21 protein-coding genes are annotated in these 23510 nt (G+C 58.8%); 11 read left to right on the top strand and 10 right to left on the bottom strand.

The genetic code is table 11. The features are described 5' to 3' along the window. Positions 1-20: 20 nt before the first annotated feature. From AB6T85_RS17930 to AB6T85_RS17905, 6 genes are all read left to right on the top strand, one after another. Positions 21-350 carry a YbaB/EbfC family nucleoid-associated protein gene (locus AB6T85_RS17930; protein ID WP_125288461.1) on the top strand — a complete coding sequence of 110 codons (330 nt, stop codon included), beginning with the start codon at positions 21-23 and terminating at the stop codon, positions 348-350. Beyond that, positions 350-955 (top strand): recombination mediator RecR, encoded by a 606-nt coding sequence (recR, locus tag AB6T85_RS17925; RefSeq protein WP_125288462.1) that lies wholly within the window; start codon positions 350-352, stop codon positions 953-955. The genes AB6T85_RS17930 and recR overlap by 1 nt, the downstream gene beginning before the upstream one ends. A gap of 96 nt (positions 956-1051) precedes the next feature. Beyond that, positions 1052-2926 (top strand): molecular chaperone HtpG, encoded by a 1875-nt coding sequence (htpG, locus tag AB6T85_RS17920; RefSeq protein ID WP_253455013.1) that lies wholly within the window; start codon positions 1052-1054, stop codon positions 2924-2926. A 378-nt stretch (positions 2927-3304) separates the two neighbouring features. Next, entirely contained in the window at positions 3305-3949 is a 645-nt protein-coding gene (adk, locus tag AB6T85_RS17915) for an adenylate kinase (RefSeq protein ID WP_253455012.1), read from the top strand. 116 nt (positions 3950-4065) lie between these two features. Continuing rightward, on the top strand, positions 4066-5025 hold the full coding sequence (hemH, locus tag AB6T85_RS17910; protein WP_253455011.1) for a ferrochelatase: 960 nt from the start codon (positions 4066-4068) through the stop codon (positions 5023-5025). 75 nt (positions 5026-5100) lie between these two features. Beyond that, positions 5101-6405 (top strand): inosine/guanosine kinase, encoded by a 1305-nt coding sequence (locus tag AB6T85_RS17905; RefSeq protein WP_125288466.1) that lies wholly within the window; start codon positions 5101-5103, stop codon positions 6403-6405. Between the two features lie 261 nt (positions 6406-6666). On the opposite strand, the gene ybaL is transcribed toward AB6T85_RS17905, so the two are convergent. Continuing rightward, entirely contained in the window at positions 6667-8352 is a 1686-nt protein-coding gene (gene ybaL / locus AB6T85_RS17900) for a YbaL family putative K(+) efflux transporter (protein WP_301252358.1), read from the bottom strand. 434 nt (positions 8353-8786) lie between these two features. Here ybaL and ushA point away from each other — a divergent pair, with 434 nt between their 5' ends. Beyond that, a complete protein-coding gene (gene ushA / locus AB6T85_RS17895; protein WP_301289738.1) occupies positions 8787-10532 on the top strand; it encodes a bifunctional UDP-sugar hydrolase/5'-nucleotidase UshA in 1746 nt (581 codons plus the stop codon). Here the strand turns inward: ushA and AB6T85_RS17890 are convergent. Then, complete coding sequence (locus AB6T85_RS17890) at positions 10521-10955, bottom strand: multidrug/biocide efflux PACE transporter (RefSeq protein ID WP_253455007.1); 435 nt, start codon at positions 10953-10955, stop codon at positions 10521-10523. The genes ushA and AB6T85_RS17890 overlap by 12 nt on opposite strands. Positions 10956-11040: 85 nt before the next feature. On the opposite strand from AB6T85_RS17890, the gene AB6T85_RS17885 reads away from it, so the two are divergent. Beyond that, positions 11041-11907 (top strand): LysR family transcriptional regulator, encoded by an 867-nt coding sequence (locus tag AB6T85_RS17885; protein WP_253455006.1) that lies wholly within the window; start codon positions 11041-11043, stop codon positions 11905-11907. Here AB6T85_RS17885 and ybaK read toward each other — a convergent pair. From ybaK to copA, 3 genes are all read right to left on the bottom strand, one after another. After that, on the bottom strand, positions 11904-12389 hold the full coding sequence (ybaK, locus tag AB6T85_RS17880; protein WP_125288471.1) for a Cys-tRNA(Pro)/Cys-tRNA(Cys) deacylase YbaK: 486 nt from the start codon (positions 12387-12389) through the stop codon (positions 11904-11906). The two genes, AB6T85_RS17885 and ybaK, sit on opposite strands and share 4 nt — an antisense overlap. Positions 12390-12552: 163 nt before the next feature. Beyond that, positions 12553-13353: a TraB/GumN family protein gene (locus tag AB6T85_RS17875; RefSeq protein WP_253455004.1), complete on the bottom strand. Its 801-nt coding sequence runs from the start codon at positions 13351-13353 to the stop codon at positions 12553-12555. A gap of 87 nt (positions 13354-13440) precedes the next feature. Continuing rightward, entirely contained in the window at positions 13441-15942 is a 2502-nt protein-coding gene (gene copA, locus AB6T85_RS17870) for a copper-exporting P-type ATPase CopA (protein WP_369896318.1), read from the bottom strand. A gap of 153 nt (positions 15943-16095) precedes the next feature. Between copA and cueR the strand changes: the two genes are divergently transcribed. After that, positions 16096-16506 carry a Cu(I)-responsive transcriptional regulator gene (cueR, locus tag AB6T85_RS17865; RefSeq protein ID WP_253455001.1) on the top strand — a complete coding sequence of 137 codons (411 nt, stop codon included), beginning with the start codon at positions 16096-16098 and terminating at the stop codon, positions 16504-16506. Between the two features lie 47 nt (positions 16507-16553). Here the strand turns inward: cueR and AB6T85_RS17860 are convergent, their stop codons facing one another. From AB6T85_RS17860 to tesA, 5 genes are read right to left on the bottom strand one after another with little or no spacing between them, the layout of a single operon-like run. Beyond that, complete coding sequence (locus tag AB6T85_RS17860) at positions 16554-17024, bottom strand: NfeD family protein (protein WP_253455000.1); 471 nt, start codon at positions 17022-17024, stop codon at positions 16554-16556. Beyond that, positions 17024-17938, bottom strand: a complete 915-nt coding sequence (locus tag AB6T85_RS17855) for an SPFH domain-containing protein (RefSeq protein ID WP_253454999.1) — start codon at positions 17936-17938, stop codon at positions 17024-17026. The genes AB6T85_RS17860 and AB6T85_RS17855 overlap by 1 nt, the downstream gene beginning before the upstream one ends. A gap of 53 nt (positions 17939-17991) precedes the next feature. Continuing rightward, positions 17992-18849: a co-chaperone YbbN gene (locus AB6T85_RS17850; RefSeq protein WP_253454998.1), complete on the bottom strand. Its 858-nt coding sequence runs from the start codon at positions 18847-18849 to the stop codon at positions 17992-17994. Positions 18850-18903: 54 nt separating this feature from the next. After that, entirely contained in the window at positions 18904-19701 is a 798-nt protein-coding gene (locus tag AB6T85_RS17845; protein ID WP_369896317.1) for an SDR family oxidoreductase, read from the bottom strand. A 31-nt stretch (positions 19702-19732) separates the two neighbouring features. Continuing rightward, complete coding sequence (gene tesA, locus AB6T85_RS17840; protein WP_369896316.1) at positions 19733-20356, bottom strand: multifunctional acyl-CoA thioesterase I/protease I/lysophospholipase L1; 624 nt, start codon at positions 20354-20356, stop codon at positions 19733-19735. On the opposite strand from tesA, the gene ybbA reads away from it, so the two are divergent. Then, positions 20327-21013, top strand: coding sequence for a putative ABC transporter ATP-binding protein YbbA (gene ybbA, locus AB6T85_RS17835; protein WP_301729874.1), 687 nt, complete (start codon positions 20327-20329; stop codon positions 21011-21013). The genes tesA and ybbA overlap by 30 nt on opposite strands. Beyond that, positions 21010-23427, top strand: a complete 2418-nt coding sequence (ybbP, locus tag AB6T85_RS17830; RefSeq protein WP_369896315.1) for a putative ABC transporter permease subunit YbbP — start codon at positions 21010-21012, stop codon at positions 23425-23427. Before ybbA ends, ybbP begins: the two co-directional genes overlap by 4 nt. Positions 23428-23510 lie beyond the last annotated feature (83 nt).

The following is a 23510-nucleotide window of genomic DNA, read 5'->3' as shown; positions in this document are numbered from 1 at the left end:
CCTTCTTAAGAGAGAAAATTATGTTTGGAAAAGGCGGACTGGGTAACCTGATGAAGCAGGCCCAGCAAATGCAGGACAAAATGGCGCAGGTGCAGGAAGAGATCGCGGCCATGGAAGTAACGGGCGAATCGGGCGCGGGACTGGTGAAGGTCACCATCAACGGTGCACACAACTGCCGTCGCGTAGAGGTTGATCCAAGCCTGCTGGAAGACGACAAAGATATGCTGGAAGATCTGGTCGCTGCCGCATTTAACGATGCCGCCCGTCGCGTAGCGGAAGCGCAGAAAGAGAAAATGTCTGCGGTATCCAGCGGGATGCAGCTGCCGCCTGGCTTCAAGATGCCGTTCTGATGCAGACCAGCCCGCTCCTTGAAAGCCTGATGGAGTCGCTGCGCTGTCTGCCCGGCGTGGGGCCGAAATCGGCCCAGCGTATGGCGTTCCAGCTGCTGCAGCGCGATCGCAGCGGCGGAATGCGTCTGGCGCAGGCGCTGACGCGCGCCATGTCGGAAATTGGACACTGTGCAGATTGTCGCACCTTTACCGAGCAGGAAATCTGCACCATCTGCGCGAATACTCGTCGTCAGCAGACGGGTCTTATCTGCGTGGTAGAAAGCCCGGCCGACATTCACGCCATTGAGCAGACCGGGCAGTTCGCCGGCCGCTACTTTGTGCTGATGGGGCACCTTTCGCCGCTGGATGGCATTGGCCCGAACGATATCGGTCTTGACCGGCTGGAACAACGGCTGGAAAAAGAGGCGATTCAGGAGGTGATCCTGGCCACTAACCCTACGGTTGAAGGCGAGGCGACCGCCAACTACATTGCCGAGCTGTGCGGTCAGTATGGCGTTGACGCCAGCCGCATCGCCCACGGCGTGCCGGTTGGCGGCGAGCTGGAGATGGTGGACGGCACCACGCTGTCTCACTCTCTGGCCGGGCGCCACAAGATTAAATTTTAGTCATTTAACGGCACGATGCGTCGTGCCGTCTTGAAAACCCGCCAGTCGTCCCCATTCTACTTCTCAATGTAAACCGCCAAGTTAACTGAGGTAGCAATGACCATGAAAGGACAAGAGACGCGTGGCTTCCAGTCAGAGGTAAAACAGCTTCTGCACCTGATGATCCATTCCCTCTATTCAAACAAAGAAATCTTCCTGCGTGAGCTGATCTCCAACGCCTCCGATGCGGCCGACAAGCTGCGCTTCCGCGCGCTTTCTTCGCCGGAACTTTACGCGGGCGACGGCGATCTGCGCGTGCGTGTTTCTGTTGATAAGGAAAATCGTACCCTGACGCTGAGCGATAACGGCATCGGGATGACGCGAGACGAAGTCATTGAGAATCTGGGCACCATTGCCAAATCGGGCACCAAATCCTTCCTGGAATCATTAGGATCCGATCAGGCGAAGGACAGCCAGCTAATCGGCCAGTTCGGCGTCGGCTTTTATTCCGCCTTTATCGTGGCGGACAAGGTTTCCGTGCGCACCCGCGCTGCCGGCGCCGCTGCGGATGAAGGCGTGTTCTGGGAATCCGCAGGCGAAGGCGAGTACACCATTGCCGATATCACGAAAGAAGATCGTGGTACGGAGATTACGCTGCATCTGCGCGAAGGCGAAGACGAGTTCCTGGACGCGTGGCGCGTGCGCAGCATCATCAGCAAATATTCCGATCACATCGCGCTGCCGGTAGAGATCGAAGAGCATAACGAAGAAGAGAAAACCTCCAGCTGGGAAAAAATCAACAAGGCGCAGGCGCTGTGGACGCGCAACAAGTCTGAGATCAGCGACGACGAGTACAAAGAGTTCTACAAACACGTTTCGCACGATTTTGCCGATCCGCTGACCTGGAGCCACAACCGCGTAGAAGGCAAGCAGGAGTACACCAGCCTGCTGTATATCCCTTCGCAGGCGCCGTGGGACATGTGGAACCGCGATCACAAGCACGGGCTGAAGCTCTACGTGCAGCGCGTGTTTATCATGGACGACGCCGAGCAGTTTATGCCGAACTACCTGCGCTTCGTGCGCGGCCTGATAGATTCCAGCGATCTGCCGCTGAACGTCTCGCGTGAAATCCTGCAGGACAGCCGCATTACCCAGAATCTGCGTAACGCCCTGAGCAAGCGCGCGCTGCAAATGCTGGAGAAAGTGGCGAAGGATGACGAAGAGCAGTATCAGAAATTCTGGCAGCAGTTCGGTCTGGTGCTGAAAGAAGGCCCGGCTGAAGACAGCGCCAACAAAGAAACCATCGCCAAACTGCTGCGTTTTGCCTCTACCAGCAGTGAAGGCTCCGCGCAGACCGTGTCGCTGGAAGACTATGTCAGCCGCATGGTGGAAGGGCAGGAGAAGATTTACTACATCACCGCCGACAGCTATGCCGCCGCGAAAAGCAGCCCGCATCTGGAGCTGTTCCGTAAGAAAGGCATCGAGGTGCTGCTGCTCTCCGATCGTATCGACGAATGGATGATGAGCTATCTGACCGAGTTCGATGGCAAAACCTTCCAGAGCGTCAGCAAGGCGGACGAAGCGCTGAGCAAGCTGGCAGACGAAGAAAGCGAAGAGCAGAAAGAAGCGGAAAAAGCGCTGGAGCCGTTTGTCGACCGCGTGAAAACGCTGCTGGGCGAGCGCGTGAAGGATGTGCGTCTGACGCACCGCCTGACCGACACGCCTGCTATCGTCACCACCGACGCCAACGACATGAGCACCCAGATGGCGAAGCTGTTCGCCGCTGCGGGCCAGCCGGTGCCGGAAGTGAAGTACCTGTTTGAGCTGAACCCGGAGCACGCGCTGGTTAAACGCGCTGCGGATACGCAGGATGAAGCCCGCTTCGGCGAGTGGATTGAGCTGCTGCTCGATCAGGCGATGTTTGCCGAGCGCGGCACGCTGGAAGATCCTAACCAGTTTATCCGCCGCATGAACCAGCTGCTGCTGGGCTAAATCGGTCAAAGGCAGGGGGCAACGCCCTCTGCCTTTCTGTTTGGTTTCCCTCCTGCCTGGTTCTTAACTCAACTCCCTGTCATCCCGACGCTTTCCCGCAAGCGCGATCCTGCCGAAAACCGCGTCTCTCAAGGGACTATACCGGTAGCGATCCTGCTGGCGAAAAGGTGAAATTGTCTGAAAACAAGGCTTTCGGCACGACGGCGCCCGTAAAGCGCTAAAGCGGCGTCAATAATGCCGAAACCCCCTGGCGTTACCGGTAACTTTACCGGGCGATAACCCAGCTTAACGGCCGCGTTCCTTGTGGATACAGGGGCATGATGGTATGTTCATGCCCTACATAACTTGATTAAAGCGATTCGCAAGGGGATTTACGCAATGCGTATTATTCTGCTCGGTGCTCCGGGTGCAGGTAAGGGGACACAGGCTCAGTTTATTATGGAGAAATACGGCATTCCGCAGATCTCCACGGGCGACATGCTGCGCGCAGCGGTTAAAGCCGGCAGCGAGCTGGGTCAACAGGCCAAAGAACTGATGGATGCAGGCAAACTGGTCACTGATGAACTGGTTATTGCCCTGGTTAAAGAGCGCATCGCGCAGGAAGATTGCCGTAACGGTTTCCTGCTTGATGGCTTCCCGCGCACTATCCCTCAGGCTGACGCCATGAAGGAAGCGGGCATCAAAATCGACAACGTGCTGGAGTTCGCCGTACCGGACGAGCTGATTGTTGAACGTATCGTGGGTCGTCGCGTTCATGCGCCATCCGGCCGCGTTTACCATGTGACCTTCAACCCGCCTAAGGTGGAAGGCAAAGACGACGTGACCGGTGAAGAGCTGACCACGCGTAAAGACGATCAGGAAGAAACCGTGCGTAAGCGCCTGGTGGAATATCATCAGATGACCGCGCCGCTAATTGCCTACTACAGCAAAGAAGCGGAAGCGGGCCACACCGCTTACCACAAAATTGACGGCACCCGTAAAGTGTCTGAAGTCAGCGCCGAACTGGAAAAAATCTTCGGTTAATACCTTCCGGGGCCAGCAAAAGCTGGCCCTACTACAGCAATTGGTTACCCCTTCCTGATTTTCCGCTAGAATGATTCTCGTTTTCATCACCTGACATGCCCAGAGAAGGAATAACAATGAGGCAAGATAAACCCGGCGTGCTGCTGGTGAACCTAGGTACACCTGACGCGCCAACCACGCCTGCTGTTAAACGCTACCTGAAACAGTTCCTCAGCGACAAGCGCGTGGTCGATACGCCGCGCTGGCTGTGGTGGCCAATCCTGAACGGCGTGATCCTGCCGATCCGTTCGCCGCGCGTTGCAAAACTTTACGCATCGGTCTGGATGGAAGACGGCTCGCCGCTGATGGTCTACAGCAAACGGCAGCGCGAAGCGCTGGCGGCCCGGCTACCTATGCCTGTGGAACTGGGCATGAGCTACGGCAATCCGAGCCTGAAAAGCGCGCTTGACAGCCTGATGGCGCAGGGCGTAACCCGCCTGATCGTGCTGCCGCTGTACCCGCAGTTTTCCTGCTCTACCGTGGCGGCGGTCTGGGACGGCATCACCGAGGTCTTTGCCGGTTATCGCAGCCTGCCTTCGGTGCAGTTTATCCGCGATTACGCCACGCATCCGGCCTATATTGCCGCGCTGAAGGCGTCGGTCGAACGGTCGTTTGCTAAACATGGCAAGCCGGATCTGCTGGTGATGTCTTTCCACGGCATTCCGCAGCGTTTTGCCGATCAGGGCGACGATTATCCGCTGCGCTGTCGGGAAACCAGCGAGGCGCTGATTGCCGCGCTGGGCCTGGCCGAACACGAAGCGATGCTGACTTTCCAGTCGCGCTTTGGCCGCGAGCCGTGGCTGACGCCCTATACTGACGAAACGATGCAGTCGCTGCCGGCAAAGGGCGTGAAGCATGTACAGGTCATGAGCCCTGGCTTCTCCGCCGACTGTCTGGAAACGCTGGAAGAGATCAGCGAGCAGAACTGCGAATTCTTTATGCACGCGGGCGGCACCAAGTTTGAATATATCCCGGCGCTGAACGACGATGAGCTACATATCGATATGATGGTTGAGCTGGTCAACAGCCAGCGCTAAAAAAGAGGGGTGTGGGCACTTAGCCGCATCCCTGTTATCATTGGCTGCTTCCTATTCTTTCCAGAAGTCAGCAATATGAAATTTCCCGGCCAGCGTAAATCCAAACACTACTTTCCCGTCAGCGCGCGCGACCCGCTGCTCCAGCCCGTGCAGCCGGAAAGCGAAACCGCGACCAGCTGGATAGCGGGTATCGATCAGATCCTGGTGGATATCGAAGCGAAGGTGGATGACGCTTTTGTGGCGCGCTACGGCCTGAGTGCGGGCCACTCGCTGGTGATTGAAGACGAGGTTGCCGAAGCGCTGTATGCAGAGCTGACGCAAAACAACCTGATCACCCATCAGTTTGCGGGCGGTACCATCGGCAACACGCTGCACAACTACTCGGTGCTGGCCGACGACCGCTCGGTGCTGCTGGGCGTGATGTGCAGCAACGTGCAGATCGGGAGCTACGCCTATCGCTACCTGTGCAATACCTCCAGCCGTACCGATCTGAACTATTTGCAGGGCGTCGACGGCGCTATCGGCCGCTGCTTTACGCTGATTGGCGAACACGGCGAGCGTACCTTTGCCATCAGTCCGGGCATGATGAACCAGCTGAGCAAGGAAAGCATTCCTGAAGAGGTGGTAGCGGGCGCGTCCGCGCTGCTGCTGACCTCTTATCTGCTGCGCTGCAAGCCGGGCGAACCGATGGCGGAAGCAACGATGCAGGCCATCGCCTGGGCGAAAAAGCATAACGTACCGGTGGTGCTGACGCTGGGCACGAAATACGTGATTGGCGACAATCCGCAGTTCTGGCGCGATTTCCTGCGCGATCACGTTTCCGTGGTGGCGATGAACGAGGAAGAGGGCGAGGCGCTGACCGGCTTCAGCGATCCGCTACAGGCGGCGAATATGGCGCTGGACTGGGTGGATCTGGTGCTGTGCACCGCCGGGCCGAACGGTCTGTATATGGCGGGCTACACTGAGGAAGAGGGCAAGCGCAAAACGCAGCATCCGCTGCTGCCAGGCGCGATCCCGGAGTTCAACCAGTATGAGTTCAGCCGCGCGATGCGCCACCAGGACTGCGAGCAGCCGCTGCGCATTTTCTCGCATATCGCGCCTTATATGGGCGGCCCGGAGAAGATCATGAACACCAACGGCGCGGGCGACGGCGCGCTGGCGGCGGTGCTGCACGATATCACCGCTAACGACTATCATCGTCTGAACGTGCCGAACTCCAGCAAACACGGTCGTCGCTACCTGACCTATTCCTCGCTGGCGCAGGTTTGTAAATACGCCAACCGCGTCAGCTATCAGGTGCTGAATCAGCACTCGCCGCGCCTGACCCGAGGGCTGCCGGAGCGCGAAGACAGCCTGGAAGAGTCCTACTGGGAAAGATAAGACGAGCGCGGCCTCTTCCAGAGACCGCCTGAGACTGTTAACAAAGCTATGCTCAGCCATCAGTTGGCTATCAGTCTGGTAAATAGCCGCAGAGGCAGAGCGGAACACGGACGCGCACGTCCATGTAGGCTCGTTTCGCGCGTCCATGCGCGAAAACGGTCCGCTTATCCGCTCAGCCTCCGCCGCTGTGAAGCGGTTGGATCGCTGTAAAAATGGCAGTGTAAGCCGCAGGCTTTTAAGTTTGTCATCAAACTCGCCTTTTCAGATCGGGCTGGGTTGCGGCGCGCTTGCCTTTTCATTGGCGAGCATAATATTCAGCATGCTGTTGGCAATCTCCCGCTCGCCCATCACCACCTGATTTGCGCCGCGCTCGGTAATGTAGTGCACCTCTTCGTCATGATGCGCCCGCGCGAGGATCTCAATCGACGGGCGCTTCTCTCGTGCGGCGATGACGATTTCGCCCGCTTCAAAACCATTAGGGATAGTGAGCAGCAGCCAGCGCGCGCAGTCCAGACGCGCCAGATCCATCGTCTCCGTGCGGGCAGCGTTGCCCAACACAGCGCTGATCCCTTCCGCCCTTAAGGCATCCACCCGCGTCCGGCTGTTCTCAACCACCACAATCGGCACGCCATTTTCTATCAGTTTCCTGCCCAGCAGGCTGCCGACGCGGCCAAAACCGACGATGATGGCGTGGTTACAGAGATTAACCGGGATCGGGTTTTCCTCTTCCATTATTGCGGCCTGCTGCTGCTCTTCCTCGGCCTCTTTTTTACCGAGATAGCGCTGCAGCAGCGCGAAAAGCAGCGGATTAAGCATGATGGAAAGGATGGCGCCTGCCAGCACCAGATTGCGGCCTTCATCAGGCAGCAGCTTTAGCGAGATCCCCAGTCCGGCGAGAATAAAGGCGAACTCGCCGATCTGCGCCAGGCTCACCGAAATGGTCAGCGCGGTACGGCGGGAATGGCCGAACAGCAGCACCAGCAGCAGCGCGGCCAGCGATTTGCCCAGCACGATAATAGCCAGCACGCCCGCAACTGCCAGCGGCTGTTCCAGCAGGATCATCGGGTCGAACAGCATCCCGACGGAGACGAAAAACAGCACCGCAAAGGCGTCACGCAGCGGCAGCGTATCATGCGCGGCGCGATGGCTCAGCTCGGACTCGTTCAGCACCATGCCCGCAAAGAAGGCGCCCAGCGCAAAGGAAACGTCAAAAAACTCTACCGCGCCAAAAGCGATGCCCAGCGCCAGCGCCAGCACCGCCAGGGTAAACAGCTCTCTGGAACCGGTTGCGGCGCTGCGAGCGAGGATCCAGGGCACCGCGCGTCGACCGACCACCATCATCAGCACCATAAAGGCCACCACCTTGCCGATGGTAATCAGCAGATCGACCAGCAGCATACTTACGCTGGCGTTGCCTTGCTCAAACATGCCCGCGATAGCCGGAAGCAGCACCAGCGCCAGCACCATTACCAGATCTTCCACAATCAGCCAGCCGATAGCGATCTGCCCGCGCTGACTGTCAAGAAGCTGCCTGTCTTCCAGCGCGCGCAGCAGCACCACGGTACTGGCGGTGGAAAGGCAAAGGCCGAACACCAGCCCGGTCATCCACGGCCAGCCCAGCAGCGAGGAAAGCCCCATACCCAACAGCGTGGCGACGGCGATCTGCGCCACGGCACCGGGGATAGCGATCGCTTTAACCGCCATCAGATCCTTCAGCGAGAAATGCAGGCCAACGCCAAACATCAGCAGCACGACGCCCAGCTCCGCCAGCTCGGGTGCCAGATTGGTATCGGCGACAAAACCGGGCGTGAATGGGCCGGCCAGCACGCCAGCCAGCAAATAGCCAACCAGCGGCGAAACCCGCAGCCGATTGGCCAGCATACCCAGGAGAAAAGCGAGAACAAGCCCGCCGACAATGGTGGTGATAAGCGGGGTAGTGTGGTGCATGCTTCTCTCCTTGTATGTGCAAATGTATCCGAATGTAAGCTTAAAGTGTATGGTATATCCGGCTAGTCTGCCTGCCTTATTCAGGTAAAAATGTGAAAAAAAGCGCTGGTAGCAAAAACACACAGGATCGCGTGATTTTAATGTGTTAAGTGGCTGGAGAGCTGAATAATGACTGTTCTGATAATAAAGATTATGCAGTTATCTTTCAAAACGCAGGCCGCTTTTTTGCGACACAGCTGCAAACAACCGCACTAAACAGGATGCGTATGCAGCAAGGCCGCAGATTTAGCACTCATCTGGCCGTCGCGCTTGTTTTAAGAGCCCGCGACGCGCTGCCGAAAACCGGCACCGCTTGCCATTCGCCGCGCCTGTAGTAGATTGCTGGTTACGCCAGCCTTATAAGTGCTTCAACAAGGAGATCCGTTGTGCTTTCACTGAAAAAAAACTCGCTGACGCTATTGGCGCTGGCTTTACTCAGCGCGCCGCTTGCCGCGCAGGCCTGGGTTAAAGACCGGGTTTATAAATTCACCGTGCTGCATACCAACGATCATCACGGCCGCTTCTGGCAAAACGAGCATGACGAGTACGGGCTGGCGGCGCAAAAAACCATGATGGATCAGATCCGCTACGACGTGCAGGCGCACGGCGGCGCGGTGTTGATCCTCTCCGGCGGCGATATCAATACCGGCGTGCCAGAATCGGACTTACAGGATGCCGAGCCCGACTTTCGCGGCATGAACCTGATTGGCTACGATGCGATGGCGATCGGCAATCACGAGTTTGATAACCCGCTTTCCGTGCTGCGTCAGCAGCAAAAATGGGCGAAATTCCCGCTGCTTTCCGCCAACATTTATCAGAAAAGCACCGGACAGCGCCTGTTCCAGCCCTATGCGTTGTTTAATCGGATGGGACTGAAAATCGCGGTGATCGGACTGACCACTGACGACACGGCTAAAATCGGCAACCCAGAGAATTTTACCGACATCGTTTTTCATAAACCGGCGACGGAAGCGAAGGCGGTGGTGGAAGCGCTGCGCCAGCAGGAGAAGCCGGACGTGATTATCGCGGCGACGCATATGGGCCACTACGATAACGGCAATCACGGCTCCAACGCGCCGGGCGACGTGGAGATGGCTCGGGCGCTGCCGGCAGGCTATCTGGATATGATTGTGGGCGGCCATTCTCAGGATCCGGTCTGTATGGCGAAGGAAAACGTTAAGCAGGCGGATTACGTGCCGGGCACGCCGTGCCAGCCGGATCGGCAAAACGGCACCTGGATTGTTCAGGCGCACGAATGGGGAAAATATATCGGCCGGGCCGATTTTACCTTCCTGAACGGCAAGCTGACGCTGGAACATTACGAACTGGTGCCGATCAATCTGCGGCATAAGGTGACCAATGCCGACGGCAGCGTCAGCTGGGTGAATTACACCCAGGAAATCGCCAAAAATCCGGCGATGATGAAACTGCTGACGCCTTTCCAGAAAAAGGGAGAGGCACAGCTTAACGTAAAAATCGGCAGCGTAGACGGCCATCTGGAGGGGGATCGCAGCAAGGTGCGCTTTGTGCAGACCAACCTTGCCCGTGTGCTCCTGAGCGCGCAGGCAGAGCGAACCGGCGCTGATTTCGCGGTAATGAGCGGCGGCGGCGTGCGGGACTCCATCGAACCCGGCGACATCACCTACAAGGATGTGCTGAAGGTGCAGCCTTTCGGCAACACGGTCGTCTATGTCGATATGAAGGGCAGCGAAGTTGAAAAATATCTGGCGGTAGTGGCGAATAAACAGGTCGATTCCGGCGCCTACGCGCAGCTGGCCAACGTTAGCCTGACGGCCGATGGCAGCAGCGTTCATGACGTAAAAATCAAAGGCGAACCGCTCCAGGCGGACAAAACCTACCGCATGGCGACGCTCAGCTTCAACGCGACCGGCGGCGACGGCTATCCTGTTATCACCTCTATGCCGGGCTACGTAAACACCGGCTTTGTCGATGCCGAGGTGCTGAAACAGTATATTGAGAAGCACTCGCCGCTGAAAGCCAGCGCTTTTGCACCGCACGACGAAATTCTTTATCAGCAGAAGGCCGCCGTGACGGAACAAAAAGCCGACGAGCCGCCGAAAAAATGGCGGCTGCCGCGTATTGAACTGGCTATGCGCCAGGTCTGGTCGTCACTGTTCTGAAGACACAGGATGCGCTTTGCGCTGCCATTTGGCGCGAAGCGTATCGTATAACCAGTTATAGACCACCGTATAGGGCAGGAAGAAAAGGAAAAAGCCGATTTCCAGCAGCAGCGCCTGCCACAGCGAAACGCCCAGCATCCAGGCGGCGATTGGCAAACCAATCAGAATAAACCCGCCTTCAAAAGCCAGCGCGTGCACGATACGCAGCAGCCAGCTCTGACGGCCGTTCGGGAACAGACGGTCGAAACCGGCGTTGTAAACCATGTTCCAGAGCATGGCGACGGTCGACAGCATAATAGCCAGCGCGCCCATCTGGAACAGCGGTTTATCCATTGCCCACGCGGCCAGCGGCGAAACTATCGTCACGGCCAATGCTTCAAAACCCAGGGCGTGGAAAAAACGTTCTTTCAGTGTACGGCTCATTGGTTCTCCTTAAAATCAGACCGGTATTTTGCCTGCCCGGTTTGCTAACATAAAATGATTACCCATCGGAAAAAGCGATACTTAAATGCGATATTCACCGGAATCGTTACAGGCGTTTGTACAGACGGTGGAAAGCGGCTCCTTTTCTGCCGCTGCCAGAGCGCTGCGTAAAAGCCAGTCCACCGTCAGCGCTGCCGTGGCCAACCTGGAAACAGATTTGGGGTTCGCCTTGTTCAGCCGCGACGGGCGCTCGCCGGTGCTGACAGAGAACGGGCAGCGGGCGCTGGCACAGGTGCGGGAAATACTGGCGGCCAGCGAGCGGCTGGATGAGCTAGCTATCCGCCTGACTGGCGATGTGGAACCCTGCCTGAGCATGGCGATCTCCGATTTCTGGCAGGCGGATTACCATGAATCGCTGCTGAGACGCTTTGCCGATCGCTATCCGCAGATTGAATTTGAATGCATGATTGCCGAAGATGCCGACGTTATCGATCTGATCCAGGCCGGAAGGGCGCATATTGGGGTGATCCGCGTGCAGCCGCATTACCCGGCTGATATCGCCACTGCAAGGCTTCAGGTTAAAGCGCAGATGGCTATTTATCTGCATCAGGATCATCCGCTGACGCGGCAGGCTGTCGTCAGCAGCGAAGCGTTAAAAAGCGAGCGGCAGCTCTGTCTGAACACGTGGGTAGAGAAGGGGCGGCCCCGGCCGGGCAACGGCGTCTGGTCTGCGCCTTCTTATCTGCTGCTGCTGGAGATGGCGGAACAGGGCTTTGGCTGGACGATACTGCCGCGCTGGCTGGTGGAGCAGTTCGGCCATCAGGTGCTGCGCGAGCTGCCGATCGCCGGCTGGCCGCAGAATCTTTCGGTGGATGTCGCCTGGTCGCGGCTGTCGCCGCCCGGCCCGGCCGGGCGCTGGATGATCGATCGGCTGCTGGCGCAGACCAACTAGCTGCGGTCGCGCTTCGCGATAGCGGCAAAGCTGGCGTTGAGCTGCCGCGCCAGATCCTGCGGAGCCAGCTCTATCTCAAGCCCGCGTCGTCCGCCGGAAACAAACACGGTGGGAAACTGCTGCGCCAGCGTATCCACCACTACGGGCAAACGTTTTTTTTGCCCCAGCGGACTGATGCCGCCCAGCTGATAGCCCGTGATTCGCTGGGCGATCTGCGGATCGGCCATTTCGACTTTCTTTACGCCCAGCGCTTTGGCGACGCTTTTTAAATCCAGCTGGCCGGCAACGGGCGTGACGGCTACCGCCAGCGTGTTCGCCTCGCCGTTCAGCGAAACCAACAGCGTTTTAAACACCCGATCGGGATCCTGGTTCAGCATCCGTACGGCTTCATCGCCAAAGTGGGTTTCGCTGCTGTCGTGCTCATAGCTGTGCAGCTGAAATTTTATTTTTTGCTTTTCAAGCAGTTTTACGGCTGGCGTCACGACGCTTCTCCTCAGGTGGCGCATGGAACAACTGGCGAAAAAAAGTACTGGCGAAAATGTGGGATCCAGGCGACAATCTTTGCCCCTTCGGCCTTTGTCGAAGGCGAACTAAAATCATAAAACAGATCTTATTCATGGCCGGTAGCGATATTGGCCTTTTTTTTTAGCCTTTTTTCAGCAGGTCCGGCAAATTGCCTTCGCCATACAGGTGCAGCGCGCCCACGGCCACCACATACTCCCCTGGCGGCAACGCCGTCAGATCCTGCCGCCAGCGCTGATTGCGTTGCAGCATCAGCACCTCGTTTAACGCGCTGTTAAAGGTACCGGGCAGGGCCGGTCGGCTGTCCGCAGGCGGCGTTTCCAGCCACCAGCCAATCATGGTTTGCAGCAGGCGCGCGTTGGTGTGCCAGTGCTGCAGCGTATCCTGCAGCAGCGACAGACCGTTATCGGGCAGCGCTTTCAACAGATCCAGCTGCGCCTGCGGCCCTTCCAGCTCGATGATTTTTTTCCCCTGCGCTTTGGCGGCGCTGAGCAGCTGGAAATCGATACCGTAATCCGTCCGCAGCCCAAGACGCTGGGCCTGCTGCGCCTGCAGCATTAAGGCTATCTGCCAGGCGGGCAGCCGATCGATAACTTCTGCGTCAATAGCGACCTCGCGGCAGACACGCTGCAATTCCTCCAGCTCCCGCTCGCTCAGACGCTCCGCCAGCGGCGGGCAGATTTCACTGGCGCTAAAAGGCGAGGCGCCGGAGGTGATATCCGCCTCCACAATCAGCGCATCGGCCCGCGCCAGTTTTTTTTGCAGCGCCGCCGGAAGCGGCATCATGGTTTGCGTGCCCATATGAATACTGCCCACCAGATGCAGATGGCGGGCGCCGAGCGCCATATCCTGCGCCGGATAGGCATAGCTAATGGGCGAGAGTTTGCGCCACAGCGCGACAGCCTTTTGCAGTAATTTTCCCATAGGCTCCGCTCCGTTAGTTTCCCTTATGCTAACGGTTTAGCCCACCGAAGGACAGACGGAGACCGGGCTTTCAGACAAGACTGTGCGTTACTTTGGCGGCTGATAGCGAAGCAGTCGGTTGGCGTTGCTGACGACGGTTACCGAAGAGAGCGCCATCGCGGCACCGGCTACGACCGGGCTGAGCAGGGTGCCGGTTAACGGATAGAGCACGCCAGCCGCAATCGGGATGCCGCAGGCGTTATAGATAAACGCTCCCAGCAGGTTCTGCTTCATATTGCGCAGCGTCGCTTTTGCCACGGCCAGCGCGTCCACCACGGCGTGCAGATCGTGACGCATCAGCGTGATGCCTGCCGTCTCAATCGCCACGTCGCTGCCGCTGCCGATAGCGATACCCACATCCGCCTGCGCCAGCGCCGGTGCGTCATTAATGCCGTCGCCAATCATCGCCACGCTGGCTCCCTGCTGCTGTAGTTTTTTAATCGCTTCTGCTTTCCCGTCCGGCAAGACCCCGGCAATAACGTCATCGATGCCGGCTTCGCTGGCAATAGCCTGCGCGGTGATTTCATTGTCGCCCGTCAGCATCACTAAACGATAACCCTGCTCGCGCAGCTGCTGCAGCGTGGCGACGCTTTCCTGACGCAGGGCATCGCGCAGGAAAAAGATAGCTTTAAGCTGATTGCCCGCTGCCAGCAGCACCGGCGTCATGCCTTTCGCGGCCTGAGAGGCGATCGCCTTGTCCATTTCCTCCTCAACCACATTGTGTTGCGCCATCAGCGTACGGTTGCCCAGCCGCCAGGTTTCGTCCTGGATCTGCCCGCTGACGCCCAGGCCGCCCAGCGTGCGAAAGCCGGTGACCTCGGGCAAAGCAGCCTGACCGGCGCGCCCGATAATGGCGCGGGCCAACGGATGCTGCGAACCTTGCTCCAGCGCGGCCGCCAGCGAGAGCGCCTGCTGCTCGTCGGCACCGTTAAACACCCGGATGGCCGCCACCTGCGGTTTGCCTTCCGTCAGCGTACCGGTTTTATCAAAAACCAGCGTATTCAGCGTGCTGGCGCGCTGCAGCGCGTCCGCGTCCCGCACCAGCACGCCAAACTCGGCGGCGCGGCCCATCCCGGCGGTAAGCGACATCGGCGTGGCTAACCCAAGCGCGCAGGGACAGGCGATGATCAGCACCGTCGTGGCAATAACCAGCGTATAAACCAGCTGCGGCGCAGGCCCGATAAAATACCAGACGGCCGCGCTCAGCAGCGCGATAGCGACCACGGCGGGCACGAAAATCGCAGAAATTTTATCTACCAGGCGACTGAGCTCGGGCTTGCTGCTTTGCGCCTGGCGAACCAGATTCACAATGCGCGACAGCGTGGTATTTTTTCCGACCGCGCTGGCGGTGAACAGCACGCTGCCGTCCTGCATTACCGTGCCCGCGTGAACCTTGTCGCCCGCGCTTTTCTCCTGCGGCAGCGCTTCGCCGGTCAGCATCGCCTCATCCAGCCAGGCCTGGCCCTGGACGATGACGCCATCAACGGGCACGCGATCGCCCGTGGTCAGGCGCAGCGTCATGCCGGGCGTCACTTCGCTGAGCGGCATCGCTTTCTCTTCACCGGCGATAACCACACGGGCGGAAGGCGGGGTGAGATCCAATAATCGCTCCAGCGCCTGAGAAGATCGCTGGCGCGCGCGCTGTTCAAGCATATGGCCAAGGTTAATCAGGCCAATAATCATTACGCTGGCTTCGTAGTAAAGGTGGCGCGCTTCTGAAGGAAAAGCAGCGGGCCACAGGGTGACCGCGCTGGAATAGAGCCAGGCCGCCGCCGTGCCGAGCGCGACCAGCGTATCCATCGTCGCGCTGCCGTTCAGCAGGCTGCGCCAGGCGCTACGATAAAAATGGCCGCCCGCAACGACCATAATTACCAGCGTCACGGCGTCCAGTGTCAGCCAGGTGACGCGGTTATCGGCGGTTAACATCATGTTGTCGCCGAGCATGCCCCAGCCCATCAGGGGCAGACCAAACGCCAGCGCCAGCAGCGCCTGCCAGCGAAAACGACGCATCGCTTTAAGCGCCGTTTGCTGCTGTTTTTCGCGGCGCTCGCTTTCATCTTCGATAATTTCGGCATCGTAGCCCGCGTTGCGCACCGCCTGAATCAGCGCATCGGGCGAAACGTCGCCCATCACCAGCGCGCTGCGTTCGGCAAGATTTACCCGCGCCTGATGCGTGCCAGGCACCTGCTGCAGCGCGTGCTCAACGCGACTGACGCAGCTGGCGCAGCTCATGCCGCCAATTAACAGATGAAAGCTGTCATCGGTTGCCGGAAGCTGAGAAGGGGCCGCTGTCAGCGCTTCCGGCTGGGGATCTGATACTGTCAGCGGTTCAGGCTTTGGGCGCGCGTCGTCCGCCAGCGCGGCCTGATAGCCTGCCTCTTCTACCACCGCGATAAGCGCCTGCGGTGCAGCGTCGCCGGTTACGCGGGCTTCATCCAGAGATACCTCGGCCTGATCCACATCATCCCGTTTCTCCAGCGTTTCTTTGACTCTTTTTATGCAATGACCGCAGGAAAGGCCATCCAGTTTTAATACCGTTGTTTGTGACATAAAAACTCCTTTGCTTAGTCGGAACACCGTCAGGATTAAGGATAAACCTTCCATCAAGGGGAGGGTCAAGCTTGTCTCTGGCCGGCACGGACAATTTTAGTCCCACCGTGAAGAGTGTTAAAATTAAGCGATAGCAGACAGGCGGATCCCTATATGAACATTAGCGACGTAGCTAAAAAAACCGGGCTGACCAGCAAGGCCATCCGATTTTATGAGGAAAAAGGGTTGTTGACCGCGCCTTCGCGCGGCGAGAACGGCTATCGCCACTACACGACAAAGCATCTGGAGGAGCTGACGCTGCTGCGCCAGTCGCGCCAGGTGGGCTTTAGCCTGGAAGAGTGCCGTGAAATGCTGCTGCTCTTCCACAATCCGCAGCGCCATAGCGCCGAGGTAAAAGCCAGAACGCTGAATAAAGTGGCGGAAATCGAAGCGCATATCAGCGAACTGAACCTGATGCGCGAGCGGCTGCTGGCGCTGGCGGCCAGCTGTCCGGGCGATGAGGGCGCCGATTGCCCTATTATTGATAACCTGGCGGGATGCTGCCACGAGAGCAAGGGGCGTTAAGCGGGCGCTCGCTAAGGCATCTTTACGGCCCGTAAAAATCGAAAGGGCTACGCCGATTGCTCGTTGTTGGGATCTCGCCTGACGATCCGCAGCGTAATCCCTTCCACCGCCACCACCGTAACCGGCGTACCGGCAGGAAGGTTTTCCGTAGCCTGGACGCGCCAGCTGCTGTCGCCAACGCGAATATGCCCTATACCGTCGTGCAGCGCTTCCTCCAGCCGTAGCGCAGAGCCAATCAGCTGGCTGCCGCGCTGGTTAAGCGAGGAGGGCGGCTGCTTACGATCCCGGCCGCGCAGCCAGCTATACCACCACAGCGCGGAAAGGATGGTCAGGATGGCAAAGCATAAACCCTGCCACTCCCAGGGCAGCGGCACCAGCCAGACCAGCAGGCTGACCAGCACGGCAGCGACGCCGCTCCAGAGCAGATAGCCGCTGGCGCCCAGCATTTCCGCCGCAAGCAGGATGCCGCCCAGCGTCAGCCACAGCCAGGCAGGATTGGCGAACAGTTCGCTCGCCATCAGCTTTGCCTGTCTTTTTTGGTTTCCTTCAGCAGCTCGGCGATGCCAGCGACCGAACCGATCAGGCTTGACGATTCCAGCGGCATCATAATCATTTTGCTGCTTTGCGAGGTGCCAATCTTCTGCAGCGCATCGGTGTATTTCTGCGCCACGAAGTAGTTGATGGCCTGAATATCCCCGGCGGCGATGGCTTCTGAAACCATTTTGGTGGCGCGTGCTTCGGCTTCTGCGCCGCGTTCCCTCGCCTCGGCCTGGAGGAAAGCTGACTGGCGCTCGCCCTCCGCTTTCAGGATCTGTGACTGCTTCTCGCCTTCCGCACGCAGGATCGCGGCCTGGCGGACGCCTTCCGCTTCCAGAATATCGGCGCGCTTGGTACGTTCCGCCTTCATCTGCGCGTTCATAGAGGCAATCAGCTCGGCCGGTGGCCGCACGTCGCGAATTTCAATGCGGGTAATTTTGACGCCCCACGGGTTGGTCGCTTCATCCACGATACGCAGCAGCCGGGTGTTGATGTTATCGCGCTGCGACAGCATCTCGTCCAGCTCCATCGAGCCCAGTACGGTACGCATATTGGTCATGGTTAAATTCACGATAGCCAGCTCAAGGTTGCTGACCTCGTAGGCCGCGCGTGGCGAGTCGATTACCTGAATAAAGCAGACGGCATCGATAGTCACGCTGGCGTTATCTTTCGAGATGATTTCCTGCGAGGGGATATCCAGCACCTGTTCCATCATGTTGATCTTGCGACCAACGCGATCCATAAAGGGCACCAGAAGGTTAAGGCCGGGCTGCAGCGTTTTGGTGTAGCGGCCAAAACGTTCGACCGTCCATTGGTAGCCCTGCGGCACAATTTTGATGCCGGACCAGACAAGCACCAGCGCGACAAGAATAATAACGGGAATAACAGTCAACATATAACCTCCGGGTTGTTGAAAAACGGGCTGATCCATTCAGCCCGGATGCTTTGTTAGTAAAGCAGGGAATAGAGCTGGCGACGGTATTTTGCGGCCAGCGCATCGCCCGTGCCCAGCGCCGCCAGGATCTCCTGCAGGATCTTGCGCGCATGGCCGTCCGCCGCGCCTAAATCTTTTTGCAAATGGCCGAACAGCAGCGCCAGCGCCTCTTCGTTGCGGCCGACCTGATGCAGCTGAACGGCCAGCCTGGTCGCCAGTTCAGGGTTGTCAGGATCGGCATCAATTTGCTGCTGCAGCTGCTGAATTTCCGGCGTATCGGCCGCCTGCTTCAGCAGGTCGATTTGGGCGATCAGCCCCTGATAGCGTGTATCTTTATCCTGTAACGGCACCACGTCCAGCACCGCCTGCGCTTCATCGCTGCGGTTCAGGCTAATTAACACCTCGGCCAGCAGAAAGCCCATTTCGCTGTTTTGGTTGCTTAACTGCCAGGCTTCTTTCAGCAGCGGCAGCGCTTCCAGCGGCTTACCTTCCTCCACCAGCTGCATGGCCTGCTGCGCCTTCAGCTCTTCTTCTTTCGGCAGCACCTTGTGCAGCAGCGCGCGCACGGCTTCTTCCGGCTGCGGGCCCTGGAAACCGTCTACCGGCTGACCGTTCTGGAACAGATAAACGGTAGGAATGGCGCGCAGGCCAAACTGCTGGGCAACGGCAGGCTCCGCGTCGCAGTCCAGCTCGGCAAGGATAAACTGACCGGCATACTCCTGCGCCAGGCGCTCCAGCAGCGGCGTCAGCTCCTGACAGTGCTGGCTACGCGCAGACCAAAAGTAAAACAGCACGGGGATCTGCATCGACTGCTCAAGCGTCTGATGCAGGTTGCTTTCGTTAATGGTGACAATAGCAGCTTGTGATGACATGAATTCGTCTCTTTATTCCGGGTTTCTTACTTTATTGGGGCGGATGCTTTGGCTTCAAGGTTTTGTTGGCGTCTGCGCCGGTTTACCGCGCAAAATGCGATCCAGCATCCGGCCCGGCAAAATACGTCGCAGCAGCGTGATGGCGTGAGCGACCACCGTTACAGGATAGCGTAAACGAGGTCGCGGGCTCTCCAGCGCGTGGCGCAGCTTCGGCAGGATAGCCTCCGGCGGCAATGTAAAGCGGGCGGCGATACCGGGATTTTCTACCGGTTTCTCCCGTTCGGCCTGATTCACATTGTCGGTAAAACGGGTTTTGATCGGGCCTGGCTCAATCAGGCTGACCTGAACGCCGCTGCCGTGCAGCTCCATGCGCAGCGTGTCGGACCAGGCTTCCAGCGCATATTTGCTGGCCGCGTAGGCGCCGCGTCCCGGCGTGGCGATCAGGCCCATCACCGAGCTGGTATTGATAATGCGCGCGTCGCCGCTGGCGAGCAAAGCCGGCAGCAACAGCATCGTTAGCTGATGCGCCCCGAAAAAGTTGGTGGCGAACTGCTGTTCCATCTGTTGACGGCTAATTGCGGTAAGCGGGCCGTAAACGCCATAGCCACCGTTATTAAACAGCGCGAAAATCCGGTTATCGCTTAAAGCAAGGATCTGCTCTGCGGCGCGGATAACGCTTTCGCTGTTGTCCAGATCCATTTCGACGCCGGTAAAACCCAGCTCGTCCATGCGCTGCACGTCTTCTGGTTTACGGCAGACGGCCAGAATACGGTAGCCGCGTCGCAGCAGATCGTTGGCGGCGACCAGGCCGATCCCACTGGAGCAGCCGGTAATAACAACTGTTTTTTGCATAACTTTACCTGTAGGCGATCTGCAATCTCGGTTACTCATGGTTAACTAGCGGAGCCAGCGCTTTTGCCATCTGCTCGGCAATAAAGGGCTGCGCATCAGGATTCGGGTGAATGCCGTCCTGCTGCATCCATTCCGGCTTCAGATAAACCCGCTCCATAAAAAAGGGCAGCAGCGGCAGAGAAAACTCTTTCGCCAGCCGGGGGTAAACGTCGCTGAAAGCTTCGGTATAACGGCGGCCATAGTTAGGCGGCAGGCGAACCTGCATCAGTAGCGGCTGAGCGCCAGCCGTTTTCACCAGGCGAATAATTTGCCGCAGTTCCTGCTCCAGCTGCTGAGGAGGAAAACCGCGCAGCCCGTCGTTGCCGCCCAGCTCAATCAGCACCCAGCGAGGCTGATGCTGCTGCAGCAAAGCGGGCAGGCGGGCCAGACCCTGCGCCGCCGTATCGCCGCTTATGCTACCGTTAATAATGACGGGAGATTTCTGCCATTTATCATTGAGTAACGCTGGCCACGCGGCGCTGGCGGACATGCGATAGCCCGCGCTCAGGCTGTCGCCCAGCACCAGCAATTTGTCCGCCGCCGCCGCACGCAGCGTCGTCAGAGCCAAAAATAACAGGATAAGGTAATGCCAGCGGAAAACATTCTTGAAGTTCATCGTCTTAGTAAGTCCGTCGGTCAGGGTGAGCATCAGCTTTCCATCCTTACCGGAGTTGAGCTGGTTGTCAAACCGGCCGAGACCATCGCGCTAATCGGCGAGTCCGGTTCCGGGAAGTCGACGCTGTTAGGGATCCTGGCCGGTCTGGACGACGGCAGCGAAGGCGAAGTTTTTCTGCTGGGGTCGCCTTTACATCAGATGGATGAGGAACAGCGGGCAGCGCTGCGTGCTAAAAGCGTCGGCTTTGTGTTTCAGTCTTTTATGCTGGTGCCGACGCTGAACGCGCTGGAAAACGTGCAGCTGCCAGCGCTGCTGCGCGGCGAAAGCGATGCGCAAAGCCGCGAACAGGCGAAAAACCTGCTGGGCCAGCTGGGGCTGTCGGCGCGCCTGAGCCATCTGCCGTCGCAGCTTTCCGGCGGCGAGCAGCAGCGCGTGGCGTTAGCGCGTGCCTTTAGCGGACGTCCGGCGCTGCTGTTCGCCGATGAGCCGACCGGTAATCTCGATCGCCAGACGGGCGAACGGATCGTCGAGCAGCTGTTTTCACTGAATCGCGATTTTGCCACCACGCTGATCCTGGTGACTCATGACGAGCAGCTGGCCGCCCGCTGCGATCGCCGCTTAAGAATGCGCGATGGCAAACTTCAGGAGGAAGTATGATCTGGCGCTGGTTCTGGCGGGAATGGAAATCGCCTTCGCTGCTGATCGTCTGGCTGGCGCTAACGCTGGCGGTGGCCTGCGTGCTGGCGCTGGGATCGCTCAGCGACAGGATGGAAAAGGGGCTGACCCAGCAAAGCCGCGACTATATGGCGGGCGACCGCACGCTGCAAAGCTCGCGCGAGGTGCCGCAAGCCTGGCTGGATGAGGCACGCCGCGAAGGGTTGCAGGTGGGCCGTCAGCTGACGTTTATGACCATGACCTTCGCCAGCGACACGCCGCAGCTGGCTGCCGTAAAAGCCGTGGACGACCGCTATCCGATGTTCGGCCAGCTTGCTACCGAACCCGCCGGGCTGCGTCCCGTGGCGGGCACCGTGCTGGCCGCACCGCGGCTGCTGGCGCTGCTGGATGTGAAGGCGGGCAGCAAGCTGGACGTGGGCGATGCCACGCTGCACGTAGCCGGAGAGGTCATTCAGGAACCCGACGCCGGGTTTAATCCCTTTCAGACCGCGCCGCGTCTGTTAATGAACCTGGCGGATGTGGCAAAGACCGGCGCCATTCAGCCGGGAAGCCGGGTGACATGGCGTTATAAATTTGCCGGGACGGCTTCGCAGCTGGCGAACTACGACCGCTTTATCGCGGCGCGTATTCAGCCCGAACAGCGCTGGATCAGCGTGGAGAACTCAGAGGACGCCCTCGGCAAATCGATGCAGCGCGCGCAGCAATTTTTACTGCTTTCAGCGCTGCTGACGCTGATGCTGGCGATTGCCGCCGTGGTTGTCGCCATGAACCACTACTGCCGCAGCCGTTACGATCTGGTTGCCGTGTTGAAGACGCTGGGCGCCAACAGAGCGGCCCTGCGCAAACTGATTGTCGGTCAGTGGCTGGCCGTGCTGCTGCTGGCGGCGCTTTGCGGCGGCATCGTGGGAAAAGGCTTTGAGGCGCTGCTGCTGCGAATGCTGCGGCCGGTATTGCCGGGCGAACTGCCTGCGGCCAGTTTCTGGCCCTGGCTGTGGGCAACGGGATCGCTGTTTGCCATTTCCCTGCTGGTTGGCCTGCGGCCCTATCGGCTGTTGCTGGCTACCCAGCCGCTGCGGGTGCTGCGGCGGGATGTCATCGCTTCCGTCTGGCCGCTGAAATTTTATCTTCCGATAATGGCGCTGACGATAGTGGTTCTGCTTGCGCTGCTGGTCGGCAGCAGCAGGCTGCTCTGGGCGCTGATCGCCGGCATCCTGCTACTGACGCTGCTGCTGGGCGGGCTGGGGTGGAGCGCGTTGTTGCTGCTGCGGCGGCTGCGCGTGCGTAACCTGGCTTTCCGGCTGGCGGTTAACCGACTGCTGCGTCAGCCCTCGGCGACCTTCAGCCAGCTGGCCGCTTTTTCGCTTTCTTTTATGCTGCTGGCTCTACTGCTGGTTATGCGCGGCGATCTGCTCGATCGCTGGCAGCAGCAGCTCCCGCCCGACAGCCCTAATTATTTCCTGCTTAATTTAACCGGGGAGCAAATCTCGCCGGTGCGTGCTTTCCTGGAGCAACATCATATCCAGCCACAGACTTTTTATCCGATTGTCAGAGCGCGGCTAACCTCGATTAATCAGCAGCCTGCCGATCCGTCGCTGGATAACGCGCTGAACCGCGAGCTTAACCTGACCTGGCTTGAAAAGCTGCCCGACCATAATCCGCTGGTTGCCGGTAGCTGGCCGCCCCGGGCGGGCGAAGTCTCGATAGAAGAAGCGCTGGCGGAGAGGCTGGGCGTTAAGCCTGGCGATACGCTGACCTTCACCGGCGATACGCAAACCTTCTCTGCAAAAATTACCAGCCTGCGCAAAGTGGACTGGGAAAGCCTCAAGCCCAACTTTTTCTTTATCTTTCCGCCCGGCGCGTTGGATGGACAGCCGCAAACCTGGCTGACCAGCTTTCGGCTTGATCATGATAATGCGCTGCTGGCGCAGCTGAATCGTGCCTTTCCTACACTCAGCCTGCTGGATATCGGCACTATCCTGCGACAAATAGGGCAGGTGCTGGCGCAGGTGAGCCAGGCGCTGGAGATCATGGTCGTGCTGGTCACCGCCTGCGGTATTTTACTGCTGCTGGCGCAGATACAGGTCGGGATGCGTCAGCGCAGGCAGGAGCTGGTGGTATATCGAACGCTGGGCGCCGGTAAAAAGCTGCTGAGGCACACGCTGTGGTGCGAGTTTGCGCTGCTGGGCTGCGTCTCCGGCATCGCCGCCACGCTGGGCGCCGAGGCGGCGCTGTGGGGCCTGCAGCGTAAGGTGTTTGATTTCCCGTGGCAGCCCGACTATCTCCTGTGGGTAACGTTGCCTCTGGCCGGCACCTGTTTACTGTCGCTGTGCGGCGGCTGGTTAGGCATAAGGTTACTTAAAGGAAAGGCATTGTTCCGAGGGTATAACGCAGCGTAGAATAAAGGCCGATATGTATCGGCCTTTATCATTTATTTTCTTTCGTATTCTGAGGCGGCCGGGAACCTCTGAATCGTTTCGCC

The sequence above is a fragment of the Erwinia aeris genome, from assembly GCF_041224955.1.
Classification (GTDB): domain Bacteria; phylum Pseudomonadota; class Gammaproteobacteria; order Enterobacterales; family Enterobacteriaceae; genus Erwinia; species Erwinia aeris.
Note: the sequence above shows the minus strand (reverse complement) of the source record. Positions and strands in the feature narration are given on the sequence as shown.